The 17,247-nt window shown below is 70.9% G+C and carries 14 protein-coding genes; all 14 read right to left on the bottom strand.

The annotated features are described in order from the left end of the window. Positions 1–62 precede the first annotated feature (62 nt). Positions 63–1,484, bottom strand: coding sequence for an MraY family glycosyltransferase (locus tag ACFYOY_RS01785; protein ID WP_351880999.1), 1,422 nt, complete (start codon positions 1,482–1,484; stop codon positions 63–65). 63 nt (positions 1,485–1,547) lie between these two features. Then, positions 1,548–2,837 (bottom strand): serine hydroxymethyltransferase, encoded by a 1,290-nt coding sequence (gene glyA / locus ACFYOY_RS01790; protein ID WP_351880223.1) that lies wholly within the window; start codon positions 2,835–2,837, stop codon positions 1,548–1,550. 138 nt (positions 2,838–2,975) lie between these two features. Next, positions 2,976–3,635, bottom strand: a complete 660-nt coding sequence (locus tag ACFYOY_RS01795) for a protein-tyrosine-phosphatase (protein ID WP_351880220.1) — start codon at positions 3,633–3,635, stop codon at positions 2,976–2,978. Next, positions 3,632–4,279, bottom strand: coding sequence for an L-threonylcarbamoyladenylate synthase (locus tag ACFYOY_RS01800; protein ID WP_014054918.1), 648 nt, complete (start codon positions 4,277–4,279; stop codon positions 3,632–3,634). Before ACFYOY_RS01800 ends, ACFYOY_RS01795 begins: the two co-directional genes overlap by 4 nt. Positions 4,280–4,328: 49 nt before the next feature. Then, positions 4,329–5,174 carry a peptide chain release factor N(5)-glutamine methyltransferase gene (gene prmC, locus ACFYOY_RS01805; protein ID WP_059147679.1) on the bottom strand — a complete coding sequence of 282 codons (846 nt, stop codon included), beginning with the start codon at positions 5,172–5,174 and terminating at the stop codon, positions 4,329–4,331. A gap of 58 nt (positions 5,175–5,232) precedes the next feature. Next, positions 5,233–6,312, bottom strand: a complete 1,080-nt coding sequence (gene prfA / locus ACFYOY_RS01810; RefSeq protein ID WP_211123646.1) for a peptide chain release factor 1 — start codon at positions 6,310–6,312, stop codon at positions 5,233–5,235. Positions 6,313–6,441: 129 nt separating this feature from the next. Next, positions 6,442–6,666: a 50S ribosomal protein L31 gene (rpmE, locus tag ACFYOY_RS01815; RefSeq protein ID WP_059147681.1), complete on the bottom strand. Its 225-nt coding sequence runs from the start codon at positions 6,664–6,666 to the stop codon at positions 6,442–6,444. Between the two features lie 145 nt (positions 6,667–6,811). Further along, the gene (locus ACFYOY_RS01820; protein ID WP_351880214.1) at positions 6,812–7,936 is read right to left on the bottom strand and encodes an LCP family protein; all 1,125 of its coding nucleotides are present in this window, start codon (positions 7,934–7,936) and stop codon (positions 6,812–6,814) included. A 357-nt stretch (positions 7,937–8,293) separates the two neighbouring features. Further along, positions 8,294–10,438 (bottom strand): transcription termination factor Rho, encoded by a 2,145-nt coding sequence (rho, locus tag ACFYOY_RS01825; protein WP_388584172.1) that lies wholly within the window; start codon positions 10,436–10,438, stop codon positions 8,294–8,296. Between the two features lie 402 nt (positions 10,439–10,840). Continuing rightward, positions 10,841–11,755: a homoserine kinase gene (gene thrB / locus ACFYOY_RS01830; RefSeq protein WP_351880208.1), complete on the bottom strand. Its 915-nt coding sequence runs from the start codon at positions 11,753–11,755 to the stop codon at positions 10,841–10,843. A gap of 399 nt (positions 11,756–12,154) precedes the next feature. After that, positions 12,155–13,273, bottom strand: a complete 1,119-nt coding sequence (gene thrC, locus ACFYOY_RS01835; protein WP_351880205.1) for a threonine synthase — start codon at positions 13,271–13,273, stop codon at positions 12,155–12,157. 59 nt (positions 13,274–13,332) lie between these two features. Then, the gene (locus ACFYOY_RS01840; RefSeq protein ID WP_078643647.1) at positions 13,333–14,625 is read right to left on the bottom strand and encodes a homoserine dehydrogenase; all 1,293 of its coding nucleotides are present in this window, start codon (positions 14,623–14,625) and stop codon (positions 13,333–13,335) included. A 111-nt stretch (positions 14,626–14,736) separates the two neighbouring features. After that, a complete protein-coding gene (gene lysA, locus ACFYOY_RS01845; RefSeq protein ID WP_388584177.1) occupies positions 14,737–16,128 on the bottom strand; it encodes a diaminopimelate decarboxylase in 1,392 nt (463 codons plus the stop codon). 39 nt (positions 16,129–16,167) lie between these two features. Then, on the bottom strand, positions 16,168–17,190 hold the full coding sequence (nrtL, locus tag ACFYOY_RS01850; RefSeq protein ID WP_388584180.1) for an ArgS-related anticodon-binding protein NrtL: 1,023 nt from the start codon (positions 17,188–17,190) through the stop codon (positions 16,168–16,170). Between the last annotated feature and the right edge of the window lie 57 nt (positions 17,191–17,247).

The following is a 17,247-nucleotide window of genomic DNA, read 5'->3' on the forward strand; positions in this document are numbered from 1 at the left end:
GATCTTCGGCGCTCTCTCCGGGCCGTTCCCTCCGCCACTTACTGGGGGAATTACCAGCAGGGTTACTGGGGTGAGCCGATCCTGCGGCGGTGGGTGAAGCGGGACCGGTCGCCGATCGCGGTGGCGCCGTTCGCCCCGCCGCTCGCGCCGCCGTTCATCCCGCCGTTCGCCCCACCGTTCATCCCGGAGCCCACCGGCTCGGGCGCGGCCATCTCCGGATCCGACGGTGCGGGGCCCGCGCCGGCCACGGCCGCCACCGGCTCCGCGGGCATCTCGGCACTCCGCTCGGCCCGCGCGATCCGGTTGGCGCGGCGATAGCGCGGCGGAACGAATGCCTCGGCCCAGCGCGGAACGCGCGGGGTGAACCGCGGCAGCAGCAACAGCACCAGCCCGACCCCGCTCAGCGCGACGATCGCGAGGACGAACCACACACCTGCCGAGTTCACCGAGTACGCCACGGCGCCGAAGGCGATCAGCGCCGACCAGAAGTACATGATCAGGACGGCCCGGCTGTGCGAGTGGCCGATCTCCAGCAGCCGGTGGTGCAGATGGCCGCGGTCCGCGGCGAACGGCGACTGGCCCCGCCAGGTGCGCCGGACGATGGCCAGCACGAGGTCGGCGAAGGGCACCGCGATGACGGTCAGCGGCAGCAGCAGCGGGATGTAGACCGGGACGGTGGCGTGCACCGCGGCCTGCTCGGACCCCTCGAACAGCTTCATCGCGTCCGGGTCGACCTGGCCGGTGATGGAGATCGCGCCCGCCGCCAGCACCAGCCCGATCAGCATCGAGCCCGAGTCGCCCATGAAGATCCGCGCGGGGTGCGCGTTGTGCGGCAGGAAGCCCAGGCACATCCCCATGAGGACGGCGGCGAACAGGGTGGCGGGCGCGGCCGCCTCCAGGCCGTAGCCGTACCAGATGCGGTAGGCGTACATGAAGAACGCGGCGGCGGCGATGCACACCATCCCCGACGCCAAACCATCAAGACCGTCAACGAAGTTGACGGCGTTGATGGTGATGACGACCAGGGCGACGGTCAGCAGCGTGCCCTGCCAGGGCGTCAGCGAGACCGGCCCCACGCCGGGCACCGGAAGCCACAGGATGGTCAGACCCTGGAGCACCATCACACCGGCGGCGATCATCTGGCCGCCGAGCTTGATCAGCGCGTCCACGCCCCACTTGTCGTCCAGCACACCCAGCAGCCAGATCAGCCCGGCACCGGACAGCAGCGCCCGTGGCTCGTTGGAGACCTCGAAGACGTCCTTGAGGTTGGTCAGATGGGCGGCGACCAGCAGCCCCGCGCACAGCCCGCCGAACATGGCGATGCCACCGAGCCGCGGAGTGGGCTCGCGATGCACATCACGGGCGCGGATCTCTGGCATCGCACCGGCCGCGATGGCGAATTTCCGCACCGGCCCGGTCAGCAGATAGGTGACCGCGGCCGTGATGCACAGAGTCAGCAGGTATTCACGCACAGGCTGCCCCAGAGGTATCGCTGGCCATCACAGCCTCACACCTTATGCGTGTCGGACGCCTCGCGGTGAACGTACTTACAGACGTCCTACACCTTCGGATGGTTGCATGATTCGGCCCTCGTCCGGATAGGGCGGAAATCTCCCGGCCAGTTCCGCCACCTTTTCCCGTACCACGCCTTCGTCCCGCAACACGGTTCCCATCAGGGCCGCTATCCGCTCCATTTCCGGCGCTCCCATTCCCTGGGTGGTCACCGCGGCGGTGCCCAGCCGCACCCCCTTGACGCACCCCCGGGGCTCCGTGGCGGACGCCAGCGCGCAGGTGTCCAGGACGATCCCGGCGGCCGCGCAGCGGGCCTTCGCGGCCCGTCCGTCCAGGCCCAGCGGGGCCGCATCGGCGGTGATCATATGGGTGTCGGTGCCGCCCGTGGTCACCGCGAGACCTTCCGCGACCAGGGCGTCCGCGAGCACCCGGGCATTGGCCACCACCCGCCGCGCATAGGCGGTGAAGGCGGGCGCCGCCGCCTCGCCGAACGCCACCGCCTTGGCCGCGACGGTGTGCATCTGGGCGCCGCCCTGGGTGAACGGGAACACCGCCCGGTCGACCCGCTCGGCGAGCTCCGCACCGCACAGCAGCATTCCGCCGCGCGGCCCGCGCAGCACCTTGTGTGTCGTTGCGCACACCACATCCGCGTACGGCACCGGGGACGGCGCCGCCTTTCCCGCGACCAGACCGATCGCATGGGCGGCGTCGGCGATGAGATACGCGCCCACCTCGTCGGCGACGGCACGGAAGGCGGCGTAGTCCAGATGGCGCGGATAGGAGATGGAACCGCAGACGATCGCCTTCGGCCGGTGGGCGTGAGCGAGCGCGCGGAGCTGCTCGTAGTCGATCAGGCCGGTCGCCGGATCGACACCGTAGCCGATGAAGTCGAACCAGCGGCCGGAGAAATTGGCGGGTGAGCCATGGGTGAGATGGCCGCCGTGCGGCAGCGCCATCGCGAGCACGGTGTCCCCGGGCCGCAGCAGCGCGGCGTAGGCGGCCAGCACCGCCGAGGACCCCGAATGCGGCTGCACATTGGCGTGCTCGGCGCCGAACAGGGCCTTCGCCCGGTCCTGGGCGACCCGCTCGGCGATGTCCACGATCTCGCAGCCGCCGTGGTGGCGGGCGCCGGGGTACCCCTCGGCGTACTTGTTGGCCAGCGGCGAGGCGAGCGCCGCCAGCACGGCCGGCGAGGTGAAGTTCTCGGCCGCGATCAGCTGGAGGCCGCCGGAGACGCGGTCGATCTCGCTCAGGATGATCCCCGCCAGCTCCGGGTCCTGGCGGGCGAGCGCTCCGAAATCGGGGCCCCGGGGGGTGACGGCCATGGCGTGCTCACAGCCTTGGGAGGGGACGGCGGGTCGTCGAAGGTGGTCACCCCCAATGTAGGCCCCACGCGCCCTCGTGGCGCGCCGTGAGCCGCGGGAGACCCCCGCCCGCGGCGCCCGGGGGTCCCGCCAGGGGGGCTACGCGGGGGCGGGTACCCCCGTCAGGGCCGTGACGACCGGGTCCAGGGCCTGGTTGATCTCGTCGCCGATGGAGCGGAAGAAGGTGATCGGCGCCCCGTACGGATCGTGCACCTCGTCCGCGTCCTCGGTGGGCGCCAGCAGCCAGCCGCGCAGCGCGGCCGCCGCCTGCACCAGGGCGCGGGCGCGCTCCACCACACCGCCCGCCTCCTCCGGATCGGGCAGCGTCGCGGGGTCTATGGCCCGCACCAGCCGGGTGAACTCCTTGAGCGTGAAGGTGCGCAAGCCGGCCGAGTGCCCCATCGAGATGACCTGCGCCCGGTGGTCGCGGGTGGCGGTCAGGACGAGGTCGGCGCGGATGACGTGCTCGTCCAGCAGCTCACGGCCGAGGAAGCCCGCCGGGTCGGCGCCGAAGTCGGTCAGGACCGTCGCGGCGTGCGCCTCCATGGGCGCGCCCTCATGGCCCCAGGTGCCGGCGCTCTCCACGATCAGACCGCGGGTGCGGACGGTGCCGAGACGGTGCGTGAGGGCATGCCGGGTCAGCCGCTCGGTGATCGGCGAGCGGCACACATTGCCGGTGCTGACGTGGAGGATGCGGAAGGTGGCCTCGGCGTTCTTCTCACGGTGTTCCGCTATGCCACGCCCCTCAGGGGCTGTCAATTCGCCACCTCGAGGTCGGGTACGACCTCCCGGAGCTGCTCGGCGGTGAGCGCGCCCGCCCGGAGCAGCACCGGCACCTTGCCGGTGACGTCGACGATCGAGGAGGGCACGGCGGCCGGGGTCGGCCCGCCGTCGAGGTACACCGAGACGGAGTCCCCCAGCATGTCCTGGGCGGCGTCGCAGTCCTGCGGAGAGGGGTGTCCGGTCAGATTGGCGCTGGAGACCGCCATCGGGCCGAAGTCCGTCAGCAGCTCGATCGCCACCGGGTGCAGCGGCATCCGCACCGCGACGGTGCCCCGGGTCTCCCCCAGGTCCCAGGTGAGCGAGGGCTGGTGCCGGGCGACGAGGGTGAGCGCACCGGGCCAGAAGGCGTCGACCAGCTCCCAGGCCATCTCGGAGAAGTCCGTGACCAGGCCGTGCAGGGTGTTCGGGGAGCCGACCAGCACCGGGGTGGGCATATTGCGGCCGCGGCCCTTGGCCTCGAGCAGATCGCCGACCGCCTCGGCGTTGAAGGCGTCCGCGCCGATCCCGTAGACGGTGTCGGTGGGCAGCACGACCAGTTCGCCGCGGCGGACGGCGGAGGCGGCCTCGCGCAGGCCGGTCTTGCGGTCGGTCGCGTCCCCGCAGTCGTATCGCCGTGCCATCTTTAACGGACCTCCTCGTACGTGGCCAATGTGTGGTGCGGTGCCGCCGTCACGGCATGGCCTTCCGCGCGGTGGCGAACCGGGGCCGGTTGTTCAGGTCGGGGTGGTCGGCGGCGTCCGCCCAGCCACGCTCCTCCGTGAAGATCCACGGCACCTGGCCGCCCTGGGTGTCTGCGTGCTCGATGACCACCACGCCCCCGGGGCGCAGCAGCCGGTGGGCGGTGCGCTCCAGGCCACGGATCACATCGAGGCCGTCCTCTCCGGAGAAGAGCGCGAGCTGGGGGTCGTGGTCGCGGGCCTCCGGCGCCACGTACTCCCACTCGGTCAGCGGGATGTACGGCGGGTTGCTGATGACGAGGTCCACCTGCCCGTCGAGCTCGGGCAGGGCCGTCAACGCGTCCGCGTGATGGAGAACGACGCGGGACCCCTCGACGTTCTTGCGGGCCCAGCGCAGGGCGCCCTCGTCCAGCTCCACGGCGTGCACCCGGGAGCGCGGCACCTCCTGGGCGAGCGCCAGGGCGATGGCCCCGGAACCGGCGCACAGATCGACGATGAGCGGTTCGACGACGTCCATCGCGCGGACCGCGTCTATCGCCCAGCCGACCACCGACTCGGTCTCCGGCCGGGGCACGAAGACGCCAGGTCCGACCTGGAGTTCCAGGTAGCGGAAGAAGGCGCGGCCGGTGATGTGCTGAAGGGGCTCGCGGGCCTCGCGACGGGCGACCGCCTCCCAGTAGCGGGCGTCGAAGTCGGCGTCGGGCACGCCGTGCAGCTCTCCCCGCTTGACGCTGTGCACAAAGGCGGCGAGCTCCTCCGCGTCGAAGCGCGGTGAGGGCACGCCCGCGTCGGCCAGCCGCTGAGTGGCCTGCGCCACCTCGGCGAGCAGCACGTTCACTGAATTCCTCCAGCCGGTCCGGACAAGAGCACGAAGCCTACGACGGTGGGTGGCTCACTCAGCCCGCGGCCGCCAGCTTGGCGGCCGCGTCGGCGTCGACGCACGCCTGGATGACCGGTTCGAGTTCACCGTCGAGCACCTGGTCCAAGTTGTACGCCTTGAAACCGACTCGATGGTCCGAGATCCGGTTTTCCGGGAAGTTGTACGTACGAATGCGCTCGGACCGGTCGACGGTGCGGACCTGGCTGCGGCGCGCGTCCGACGCCTCCCGCTCGGCCTCCTCCTGGGCCGCGGCCAGCAGCCGCGAGCGCAGGATGCGCAGCGCCTGCTCCTTGTTCTGGAGCTGGCTCTTCTCGTTCTGGCAGGAGACGACGATGCCGGTGGGCAGGTGGGTGATGCGCACCGCGGAGTCGGTGGTGTTGACCGACTGGCCGCCGGGGCCGGAGGAGCGGTAGACGTCGATCCGCAGGTCGTTGGGGCCGATCTCGACCTCGACCTCCTCGGCCTCGGGCGTGACCAGCACACCGGCCGCGGAGGTGTGGATACGGCCCTGGGACTCGGTGGCGGGCACCCGCTGCACCCGGTGCACCCCGCCCTCGTACTTCAGCCGGGCCCAGACGCCCTGGCCGGGCTCGGTGGCGCCGTTCCCGCCCTTGGTCTTCACCGCGACCTGGACGTCCTTGTAGCCACCGAGGTCGGACTCGTTGGCGTCGAGGATCTCGGTCTTCCAGCCGACGCGCTCGGCGTACCGCAGATACATCCGCAGCAGATCGCCGGCGAACAGCGCGGACTCCTCGCCGCCCTCTCCGGCCTTGACCTCCAGGATGACGTCCTTGTCGTCGCTCGGGTCGCGGGGGACGAGCAGCAGCCGCAGCCGGTCGGTCAGCTCCTCGCGGGACAGCTCCAGCTCCTTGACCTCGTCCACGAAGTCGGGGTCGTCCTGGGCCAGCTCCCGCGCGGTCTCGATGTCCTCCCCGGCCTGCTTCCAGGCGCGGTAGGCGGCGATCACCGGGGTCAGCTCGGCGTAGCGCTTGTTGAGCCGACGCGCCTCCCGCTGGTCTGCGTGGACCGCGGGGTCGGCGAGCCGCTTTTCGAGGTCGGCGTGTTCGCCGATCAGTTCCTCGACCGCCTCGAACATCGGGGGGCTCCCTGAGTGGTCTGCGTGGGGGTGTTGCGGAGAAGAAGTGCCGGAAGGGCCGGTGACGACAAAACGCCGGTCCGGTCGCCCCAGGGAAGGGGCGACCGAAGACCGGCGCCGTGCGGGTCGCTACTTCTTGGCGGACCCGGCGTTCTTGCCGAAGCGGGCCTCGAACCGCGCCACGCGGCCACCGGTGTCGAGGATCTTCTGCTTGCCCGTGTAGAACGGGTGGCACTCGGAGCAGATGTCGGCACGGATGGCGCCGCCGCTCACGGTGCTACGGGTGGTGAAGGAGGCGCCACAGGTGCAGCTGACCTGCGTCTCGACGTACTCCGGGTGGATGTCGCGCTTCAAGGGAATCTCCTAGGTTCGGGAGGGCACCGGGTCGACGGGCGGGATGCCTGTCGTGAACCGGGACCGACGATCCAGTTTGCCAGTACTGGCCGCATCTCCCAAAACCGGGGGTCGGGCCGGCATATTCCCGACCCCTCCCGGGAGGCTATTCGACGACCTTGCCCGCGTCGGTGGCGTCGCCCGCGGAGCCCTTGGTGGCCGACGCGGGGACCGGCTGGTCGTTGCGGAGCGCCGTCCATATCAGCTTGGCCTTGCGCTCCATGGGCAGCACCCGGGCCGGGTTCTGCGGGTCGTACTCGACGGGCAGCGTGGTCATCTTCATGTCGCCCGAGCCGATGCCCTTCATGGATTCGGCGAAGCCCTTCAGCTTGCTCACCGAGGCCAGCTCGGAGTCGGTGGTGAGCGCCTTGGTGGAGGTGTCGGCGAGGTCGTAGAGCTTTTTCGGGTTGCCGAACACGTCGACGTGCTTGACCTGGTCCAGCAGCGCCTTGACGAACGCCTGCTGGAGCTTGATCCGGCCGAGGTCGCTGCCGTCGCCCACGCCGTGCCGGGTGCGCACCAGGCCCAGGGACTGCTCCCCGTCCAGCGTGTGCGGGCCGGCAGCCAGGTCGAGGTGGCTCTTCGGGTCGTGAATCGGGGCGGTGGTGGTGATGTTGACGCCGCCGAGGTCGTTTATCAGCTGCTTGAAGCCGGAGAAGTCGACCTCGAGGAAGTGGTCCATGCGTATGCCCGTCATGGACTCGATGGTCTTGATGGTGCAGGCCGGGCCGCCGGCCTCATACGCGCTGTTGAACATCGCCGCCTGCACGGCCGGCGTCTCCTGCCCCCCCTTGGTGGTGCAGGAGGGCCGCTGTATGAGCGTGTCCCGCGGGATGCTGATGACGCTGGCCTTCTTGTGGCCCTTGTAGACGTGGACGATCATCGCCGTGTCGGAGCGCGATGTGCCCTCGTCCTTGCCGTACTTCGCGTTCTTGCCGGCCCGGGAGTCTGAGCCGAGGACGAGGATGTCCATCGAGCCATTGTCGACGTTCTTGGGGCGGTCGGCACCGAGGGCGGCGTTGACGTCGACGCCGGTGAGGTTGCCGTTCAGCTTGTAGTAGAGGTAGCCGAGTCCGGCACCGCCCAGCACCAGCACGGCGGCCAGCGTCCACACCGTGTAGAGCACGGCCCTGCGGCGCGTGCTGGGCCGCTTGCGGCGGCGGCCCGACGCTGCGCCGCGGGTGCGGTGGCGGCCCGGGGTTACCGGTGCGTTGCTGCTGTCCTCGGCCATGTGCTCCTCAGTCCTCTATGTGCTGCCCGAGTACCCCCTGCCGTCACGGTCAGGCGTGGCGTCGCGGTTTCGCGGTGGAGTCTGCCTGTGTTCCGGCCCATATTCCGACCTGACAGATGGAAGGCCGAGCGCCAGGGTTGCATACGTGCGATGGCCGGTTTTCGTCCGGGCCGCCAGGCGCTCCGTTCGCCCCCCTTCGTCCGCCTTACCGCTCTGACCTGCATTTTCGCGGGCGATAGCGTGATCAGGACCGGTCCGTGGCCCGGACTTGGGCTGTGGCTCACCTCTCACCGAACGCGGCGAGGCCCCCCGCGATGCGGGGGGCCTCGTCTACGGAGCGTTCCGGCGGATATCCGCTCAGTCGCCGTTGTTGCCCGGAGTGGGCGTGGTCTTGGCGATCTGCATCAGGAACTCGGCGTTGGACTTCGTCTGCTTCATCTTGTCCAGCAGCAGCTCGATGGCCTGCTGGGAGTCGAGCGCGTGCAGCACCCGGCGCAGCTTCCAGACGATGTTCAGCTCCTCCGGCGCCAGCAGGATCTCTTCCTTACGGGTGCTGGACGGGTCGACGTCCACCGCCGGGAAGATGCGCTTGTCGGCGAGCTTCCGGTCGAGCTTGAGCTCCATGTTGCCGGTGCCCTTGAACTCCTCGAAGATCACCTCGTCCATGCGCGAGCCGGTCTCGACCAGCGCGGTGGCCAGGATGGTCAGCGAGCCGCCGTCCTCGATGTTGCGCGCGGCGCCGAAGAACTTCTTCGGCGGGTAGAGCGCGGTCGAGTCGACACCGCCGGACAGGATGCGGCCGGAGGCGGGCGCCGCCAGGTTGTAGGCACGGCCCAGGCGGGTGATCGAGTCCAGCAGGACGACCACGTCATGGCCCAGCTCGACCAGGCGCTTGGCCCGCTCGATCGCCAGTTCCGCGACGGTGGTGTGGTCCTCGGCCGGGCGGTCGAAGGTCGAGGAGATGACCTCGCCCTTGACCGACCGCTGCATGTCGGTGACCTCTTCCGGCCGCTCGTCGACGAGGACGACCATCAGATGGCACTCGGGGCTGTTGCGGGTGATCGCGTTGGCGATCGCCTGCATGATCATGGTCTTACCGGTCTTCGGCGGGGCCACGATCAGACCGCGCTGCCCCTTGCCGATCGGCGCGACCAGGTCGATGATCCGGGTCGTGAGCCCGCCGGCCTCGGTCTCCAGACGCAGCCGGTCCTGCGGGTAAAGCGGCGTCAGCTTGCCGAACTCCGGCCGCCCGCGCCCGGTTTCGGGCGCCATGCCGTTGACCGAGTCCAGCCGCACCAGCGCGTTGAACTTCTCGCGGCGCTCGCCCTCGCGCGGCTGACGGACCGCGCCGGTGACGTGGTCGCCCTTGCGCAGACCGTTCTTGCGGACCTGGGCGAGCGAGACATAGACGTCGTTCGGGCCCGGGAGGTAGCCGGAGGTCCGGATGAACGCGTAGTTGTCGAGGATGTCGAGGATGCCCGCGACCGGGATCAGGACGTCGTCCTCGGACACCTGCGGCTCGTTGCCGAAGTCGTCGCGGCCACGCCGGCCACGACGGTCCCGGTAGCGCCCGCGGCGGCCACGGCGCCCGCCGTCGAAGTCGTCATCGCTCTCGTCGGGGCGCTGCTGGGCCTGGCCGCGCCCGTCGCGCTGCTGGCGGCCGCCGCCCTGCTGGCCGTCGTCGCCCTTGCCGCGACGGTCGCCGCGCTCGCCGCGGTCCCCGCGGTCCCCGCGGTCGCGCTGACGCTCCCGGCGGTCGCCCTTCTGGCCACGCTCCTGGCGGTCACCGCCCCTGGCGCCCTTGCCCTCGGCGGTGTCGACGGCGGCCTCGGCCTTTCCGTCGCCCTTGGGCTCGGTCCTGGTCTCGGTCTTGGCGGAGGCGTCCGTACGAGTCTCCGTCTTGGTCTCGACAGCGGTGGCCGTGCCCCCGGCATCGGGGGTGGTGGCGGGCGCGGTGGCGCGACGGCGGCGGCGCTCACCGACCGGCTGCTCATCGCCCGCGGGCTCACCGGGCTGGCCCGGGATCTCGATCTGCTGCTGGGCGACGGCCTTCTCCTCGGCGTCGGCCTTGCCGGCCTTCTCCGCCTTCCCGGCGGACTTCGAGGACTTGGCGCTGCCGGCCTTCTCCTCGGCGTCATCGCCCGTGCGGGTCCGCGAGGTGGCGCGGCGCTTGGGCTTGGTCGCGCCTTCCGCGGCGGACGGGGTGCTCTCGGCGCCCTCGACGGAGCCGGAGCCCGCGGCCTGCTTCTCCTTGATGACCTCGATCAGCTGGCCTTTGCGCATCCGTGCGGTGCCCTTGATGCCAAGGCTCGAGGCGAGCTGCTGCAGCTCGGCCAGGACCATGGCGTCAAGGCCGGTGCCCGAGCGGCGTCGCCGCGGGGCAGCGCCAGTGGCAGCACCGGTGGCGGGCGCGGAAGCGTCCGTGGCGGGCGCGTTGTTGCCGACACCGCTGTCGGAGGTGCCGGAGGCGTTCACGCCCATCAGATCGGTGGTGTCGCTCACGAAGGGTCCTTCCCTGGAGCGGGCGTCGGCCTGTCTGGCTCGGCGACCGGTTGTGCTGTCCGGCTGTGGTCCTTCCGTAACGGACCGGGCCGGGGCGGTGGTCCGCCGGGGTACGGCGGAGAGATCAATTCATGGTTCCGACGCGACGGAGAGTTCACTGGGATCCGCCACGCCGATTCCGGAGCGTGCTCGCTACTGCTCAGGCAGGCTGCTCAGGCAGTGGGGGAGGCTCCCGGAAGAAGGGTGGTCCCGGATGGGGACACTGAGCACCTCGCCTCCGAATACATACAAGAGGCATCAAGTGCAGACTTGAGGTTAACACTACCGGATCCAACAAACATTCCCCCTTTCCAAGACCGGCTATCGAGTTTTCCCGGGTCCGGGACGCCCCGGACCGGGGTGTCAGGTGAGCGGCAGGACGCTCGCCCCCCCGGCGTCGAGAGCCAGCCGGTTGGCCGCCCACCCCTCGCCCGCCAGTCGTGCGACCTTGTCGGCCGCACCGTCCTCGACCAGCGCGAGCACCGTGGGGCCCGCACCGGAGATGACCGCGGGGACGCCGTCCGTCCGCAGTCGGTTCACCAGGCTCACGCTCTCGGGCATCGCCGGAGCACGGTATTCCTGGTGCAGCCGGTCCTCCGTCGCCGCCAGCAGCAGCTCGGGACGCCTGGTCAGGGCCTCGACGAGCAGCGCGGCCCGGCCCGCGTTCACCGCCGCGTCCACATGCGGGACGGCGCGCGGCAGCAGCCCGCGGGCGGTCTCGGTGAGCACCGGCCGGCCAGGGACGAAGACCACCGGAACGATGGAATCCGCAGGGTCCATCCTGATCGCCCGGGCGGACCCCGCGTCCGTCCAGGCAAGGGTGAAGCCGCCGAGCAGACAGGCGGCGACATTGTCGGGGTGGCCCTCGATCTCGGTGGCCAGCTCCAGCACCGCCTCGTTGTCGAGCCGCTCGGCGCCGCCTATGGTCACCGCGCGCGCGGCGACGATCCCGGCGCAGATGGCGGCGGAGGAGGAGCCCAGGCCCCGGCCGTGCGGGATGCGGTTGGCGCAGACCACTTCGAGGCCGCGGGGCTGCCCGCCCAGCAGGTCGAAGGTGGTGCGCAAGGAGCGTACGAGCAGATGGCTCTCGTCGCGCGGCAGCGTCTCCGCCCCCTCGCCGGCGATGTCGACGTGCAGACCGGAGTCGGCCACCCGGACCACCACGTCGTCGTAGAGGCCCAGGGCCAGACCGAGGGCGTCGAAGCCGGGACCGAGGTTGGCGCTCGATGCGGGGACGCGCACTCGGACGGCGGCGGCGCGGAACGCTGGACCGGCCATCGCTCGATGACTCTCCTTGTGGTGACGTGTGATTGCTCGAAGAGGTACGGAACACCGCGGGGGCCGCGACACGTACGGCGACGCCGCGCAGAGGCGAGCGCTCTGCGTCGGGGCGGATTCAGTACAGCCTATCGAAGGAAGGTTCTGTGGCGACATAGGGCGCACGGGAGGCGCACGATGCGTGTCGCGCTCCCTGCAACCATCCGCGACCACTCTACTGGGTCGCTCCGCGCGCCCTCGCCTGCTCTGCCATCACTTGAGTGGATCTTTAGAGAACGACCTGGAGGAGGCCCGGCGAGCCGCGGAGCGGCGGCCCGCCGAAGCCCTCATCGCCCCAGGTCGCGGCCCCGTTCCGGGCCGGGCCGGGGCACGCCGTGTCGAGACCCTCGCGGGGCCGGATCAGACCAGCCCGAGCCGTACGGCCGCGGCGTCCGCGTCCACCGGGACCACGACCGGCTGCGGCGCACCCGCCACCGCCCAGTCCGGGTCCTTGAGCCCGTTTCCGGTCACCGTGCAGACGATGCGCTGGCCGGGGTCGACCAGCCCCTGCTCGGCCGCCTTCAGCAGACCCGCCACGCTCGCCGCGGAGGCCGGCTCCACGAAGACGCCCTCCTGCGCGGCGAGCAGCCGGTAGGCGGCGAGGATCTGACGGTCGGTCACCTCGTCGATGAAGCCGCCGGACTCGTCGCGTGCCTGCTCGGCGTAGGTCCACGAGGCCGGGTTGCCGATGCGGATGGCGGTCGCGATGGTGCTCGGCTCCTTGACCGGCTCACCGCGCACGATCGGCGCCGAGCCGGACGCCTGGAACCCCCACATCCGGGGCGTACGGGAGGCGCGCGGCTCGCTGTCGGCGAACGGCGCCGCGTACTCCTTGTAGCCCTTCCAGTAGGCGGTGATGTTGCCCGCGTTGCCCACCGGCAGCACATGGATGTCGGGCGCGTCCCCGAGCATGTCCACGATCTCGAAGGCGGCGGTCTTCTGCCCCTGGATCCGGGCCGGGTTGACCGAATTGACCAGCGCCACCGGGTACTTCTCCGACAGGCCGCGAGCCAGCGTCAGGCAGTCGTCGAAGTTGCCGTCGACCTGGAGGATCTTCGCACCGTGGACGAGCGCCTGCCCCATCTTGCCCAGCGCGATCTTGCCCTGCGGGACCAGCACCGCGCAGACCATCCCGGCCCGTACGGCATACGCCGCCGCCGAGGCCGAGGTGTTGCCGGTGGAGGCGCAGATGACGGCCTTGGCGCCGGCTTCCTTGGCCTCGCTGATGGCCATCGTCATCCCGCGGTCCTTGAACGACCCGGTGGGGTTGGCGCCCTCGACCTTGAGGTGCACCTCGCAGCCGGTGCGCTCGGAGAGCACCTGCGCGGGAACCAGCGGCGTACCGCCCTCGCGCAGGGTGACGACGGGCGTCGTCCCGCTCACCGGGAGACGGTCGCGGTACTCCTCGATGATGCCCCGCCAGCCGTGCCACTGGCGGGTGCCGGACATTCGAGGCCCGGCGTCGGCGATTGCGTTCATGATTTCCCTTACTCTCCGCTCACCCTCTGTTCGGCCTCAGCGCGGCCGCTACCCGGCCTCTACTCGCCCTCGACCCGCATGATGCTCGCGACATCGCGGACGGTGTCGAGCCGGCGGAGCGCCTCCACGGTCGACGACAGCGCGGCGTCGCTCGCGCGGTGGGTCACGACGACGAGGGACGCCTCGCCGTCCTTCCCCTGCTGGCGGACCGTATCGATGGACACGCCATGCTCGGCGAAGACTGTGGCGACCTGTGCGAGAACTCCCGGTTTGTCGGCGACGTCCAGGCTGATGTGATAGCGAGTGATCACATCGCCCATCGGGCTCACCGGGAGCCTGCTGTACGCGGACTCCCCGGGTCCGGTGGCCTCCGCCAGCTTGTTGCGGCAGGCGGCGACGAGGTCGCCGAGGACGGCCGAGGCGGTCGGCGAACCGCCCGCGCCCGGTCCGTAGAACATGAGCTGCCCCGCGGCGTCGGCCTCCACGAAGACCGCGTTGTACGCCTCGCGGACGGAGGCGAGGGGGTGGCTCAGCGGAATCATCGCCGGATGCACCCGCGCGGTGACCGAGCGGCCGTCGGCGGCCCGCTCGCAGATCGCGAGCAGCTTGACGGTGCAGCCCATGCGCTTGGCGGAGGCGATGTCGGCGGCGGTCACCTCGGTGATGCCCTCGCGGTGCACATCGTCGAGGGTGACCCGGGTGTGGAAGGCGATCCCGGCGAGGATCGCGGCCTTCGCGGCGGCGTCGAAGCCCTCGACATCCGCGGTCGGGTCGGCCTCGGCGTAGCCCAGGGCCGTGGCCTCGTCCAGCGCCTCGCTGTAGCCGGCGCCGCTGCCGTCCATCCGGTCCAGAATGAAGTTGGTGGTGCCGTTGACGATGCCGAGGACGCGGTTGACCTTGTCGCCGGCGAGCGACTCGCGCAGCGGCCGCACCAGCGGGATCGCCCCCGCGACCGCGGCCTCGTAGTAGAGATCCGCACGGCGCTGCTCGGCCGCGGCGTGCAGCGCGGCGCCGTCCTGGGCGACCAGCGCCTTGTTGGCGGACACCACGCTCGCGCCGTGGTCGAAGGCGGTGGTGATGAGGGTGCGGGCGGGCTCGATCCCGCCGATGACCTCGACCACCACATCGATGTCCCCGCGTTTGACCAGGGCCGTGGCATCGGTGGTCACCAGCTCCGCCGGCACCCCTTCCCGGACCCGGCCGGGGCGCCGCACGGCGATCCCGGCCAGCTCGACCGGGGCCCCGATGCGCGCCGCGAGATCGTCCGCCTGCGTCGTCATGATGCGCGCCACCTCTGAGCCGACCACTCCACAGCCCAGCAGCGCCACTTTCAGCGGACGCGTACGCATCATCCGACCTCGTTTCTCATCCATCGCGTTCATGCATCAGCGCGTTAGTGCACCAGTCTCAGGCACTGGACGGGATTTCCTGCCCCAGGTCCAGTATCCGAGATCCTTTTCTCGCTAGCCGACATCGAGCCGCAGGAGATCCTCCTCCGTCTCGCGCCGGACGATCTCGCGCGCCTGCCCGTCCCGTACGGCGACGACGGGCGGCCGGAGCGCGTGGTTGTAGTTGCTCGCCATCGAGCGGCAGTACGCGCCGGTGGCGGGGACGGCGATCAGGTCGCCGGGCGCCAGATCGGCGGGCAGGAAGGCGTCCCGTACGACGATGTCGCCGGACTCGCAGTGCTTGCCGACGACGCGGGAGAGCATCGGCTCGGCGGTGGAGGAGCGGGAGACCAGCGCCACGGAGTACTCCGCGTCGTAGAGCGCGGTACGGATGTTGTCGGACATCCCACCGTCGACGCTGACGTACGTCCGCAGCCCCGGCAGCTCCTTGACCGTGCCCACCTCGTAGAGCGTGAACGCGGTCGGCCCGACGATCGCCCGCCCCGGCTCGACCGACAGCCGCGGCACCGCGAGCCCGGCCGCATCGCACTCCCGGTGGACGATGTCGCGCAGCGCCTTGGCGATCTCATGCGGCTCGCGGGGGTCGTCCTCCGAGGTGTACGCGATGCCGAGGCCGCCACCGAGGTCGATCTCGGGCAGCTCGACGCCGTGCTCGTCCCGGATCTCCCCCAGCAGCCCGACGACGCGGTGGGCTGCCACCTCGAAGCCCGAGGTGTCGAAGATCTGCGACCCGATGTGCGAGTGGATCCCGATGAGCTCCAGCCCGTCGAGCTTGAGCGCCCGCCGTACGGCCTCGGCGGCCAGCCCGCCCGCGAGCGGAATGCCGAACTTCTGGTCCTCGTGGGCGGTCGCGATGAACTCGTGGGTATGCGCCTCTACACCCACGGTGACGCGGATCTGCACCCGCTGGCGCTTGTCGAGCCGCTGGGCGATGTGCGCGACACGCGCGATCTCCTGGAACGAGTCGAGCACGATCCGCCCGACACCCGCCTCGACGGCCCGCTCGATCTCACCGGTGGACTTGTTGTTCCCGTGCAGCGCGATCCGCTCGGCGGGCATCCCGGCGGCGAGCGCGGTCGCCAGCTCCCCGGCGGAGCACACGTCGAGATTGAGCCCCTCCTCGGTCAGCCAGCGCACGACGGCACGGGAGAGGAACGCCTTCCCGGCGTAGAACACGTCGGCGTCCTCCCCGAACGCCTCCCGCCAGGCCCGGCAGCGGTCCCGGAAGTCGGCCTCGTCGAGGAAGTAGCCGGGGGTCCCGAACTCCTCCGCGAGCGTCTTGACGTCGATCCCGCCGACGGTGGCGACGCCGTCGGCGTTCCGCCCGACGGTATGGGACCACACGCGGGGGTCGAGCTGATTGAGATCGGCGGGCGGCGCGGCGTAGTGCCCCTCGGGAAGGACATCGGCGTGGCGGGGCCCGGCGGGATGGGCGGATCGGCTCATGCTGTCTCTGCTGTCTCTCTCAAGGTCTTACACAAGGTCTTACAGATGTTCGGGTGCGCTGATGCCGAGCAGGTGCAGGCCGCCGGCGAGCACCGCCCCGGCGGCGTCGGCAAGGGCCAGCCGGGAACGGTGGACGGCCGAGGGTTTGCGCTCGCCGGAGGACTCCCCGGAGGGGAGGACCGGGCAGTCGTCATGGAACCGGAAGAAGGCGTCGGCGGTGGCGACAAGGTGCCGCGCGAGCCGATCGGGCGCACGGTGCCGGGCGGCGGCCTCGAGGGTGCGGGGGTGATCGGCGAGGAGAGCGAGCAGGGCGGTCTCGGCGGGATGGCCGTAGGCACCGGACTCGGGGTCGTCGTAGGCCTCGGACTGGGGCTCGGGGGTGATGCCGAACTGGCTCGCGTTCCGCATCAGGGCCCGGGTGCGGGCATGGGCGTACTGAACCCGGAAGAGGGCGTTGTCCTCGCGCTGGGAGAGCAGGTGGGCGGGGTCGAGATCGGGCAGATCGCGCCCGGCGGGCCGGAGCAGCGCCCAGCGGGCGGCGTCGGGCCCGAGGCGGGTGAGCAGATCACGCCCGGAGACCGGAACGGCCCGCACGACGGGCCCGTCACCAGGAACAACGACTCCCCCGGTGGCGTCGACAAGCCCCCGCACCACATGGGCGACGAGCGCGGCCCGGACCTCATCACTGGCCCCGAGCGGAACCGACACCCCGGCGAGCGCATCCCCATGCCCGTAGCGAAGCCCCTGGGAAAGGACGGCCCGCACGAGCTGAGCATGGGAGGTGCCCTCGAGGGTGATGTTGAGGAACCCAGGAGCGGCGACATCAACGCGGGCGATCCCAGGAGCGCGAACAAGCCGCCGCCGCAAAACCTCGGCGATAACGAGCGCGTCCCCCTCACCCCTGGCCAGCAGCAGGGCGACATTGGTGGCGTAATCCCCACACCCGGGCCGAGGAGGCGTCCGCACCTTCACCCGCTCCGGCACGGCAACGCACAGCTCGTCGTCCTCAACGGCACGACGCACGGTGTGCAGCACAGTGCGGGAGAGCTGGGCGGGAGTCACGGGACCAGCGTATGGGAGGAGGGGGGTACGAAAGCGAACCGGTTTCGCCCTTCGGAC

The organism is Streptomyces sp. NPDC007875 (genome assembly GCF_042868035.1).
Lineage (GTDB): Bacteria > Actinomycetota > Actinomycetes > Streptomycetales > Streptomycetaceae > Streptomyces > Streptomyces antimycoticus.

Bases quoted from the DNA above. Each gene is read 5' to 3' on its own strand.
- thrB (WP_351880208.1), bottom strand. From the start codon at position 11,755: ATGGCCGGTCCAGCGTTCCGCGCCGCCGCCGTCCGAGTGCGCGTCCCC.
- lysA (WP_388584177.1), bottom strand. From the start codon at position 16,128: ATGAGCCGATCCGCCCATCCCGCCGGGCCCCGCCACGCCGATGTCCTT.
- thrC (WP_351880205.1), bottom strand. From the start codon at position 13,273: ATGAACGCAATCGCCGACGCCGGGCCTCGAATGTCCGGCACCCGCCAG.
- glyA (WP_351880223.1), bottom strand. From the start codon at position 2,837: ATGGCCGTCACCCCCCGGGGCCCCGATTTCGGAGCGCTCGCCCGCCAG.
- ACFYOY_RS01840 (WP_078643647.1), bottom strand. From the start codon at position 14,625: ATGATGCGTACGCGTCCGCTGAAAGTGGCGCTGCTGGGCTGTGGAGTG.
- ACFYOY_RS01800 (WP_014054918.1), bottom strand. From the start codon at position 4,279: ATGGCACGGCGATACGACTGCGGGGACGCGACCGACCGCAAGACCGGC.
- prfA (WP_211123646.1), bottom strand. From the start codon at position 6,312: ATGTTCGAGGCGGTCGAGGAACTGATCGGCGAACACGCCGACCTCGAA.
- ACFYOY_RS01820 (WP_351880214.1), bottom strand. From the start codon at position 7,936: ATGGCCGAGGACAGCAGCAACGCACCGGTAACCCCGGGCCGCCACCGC.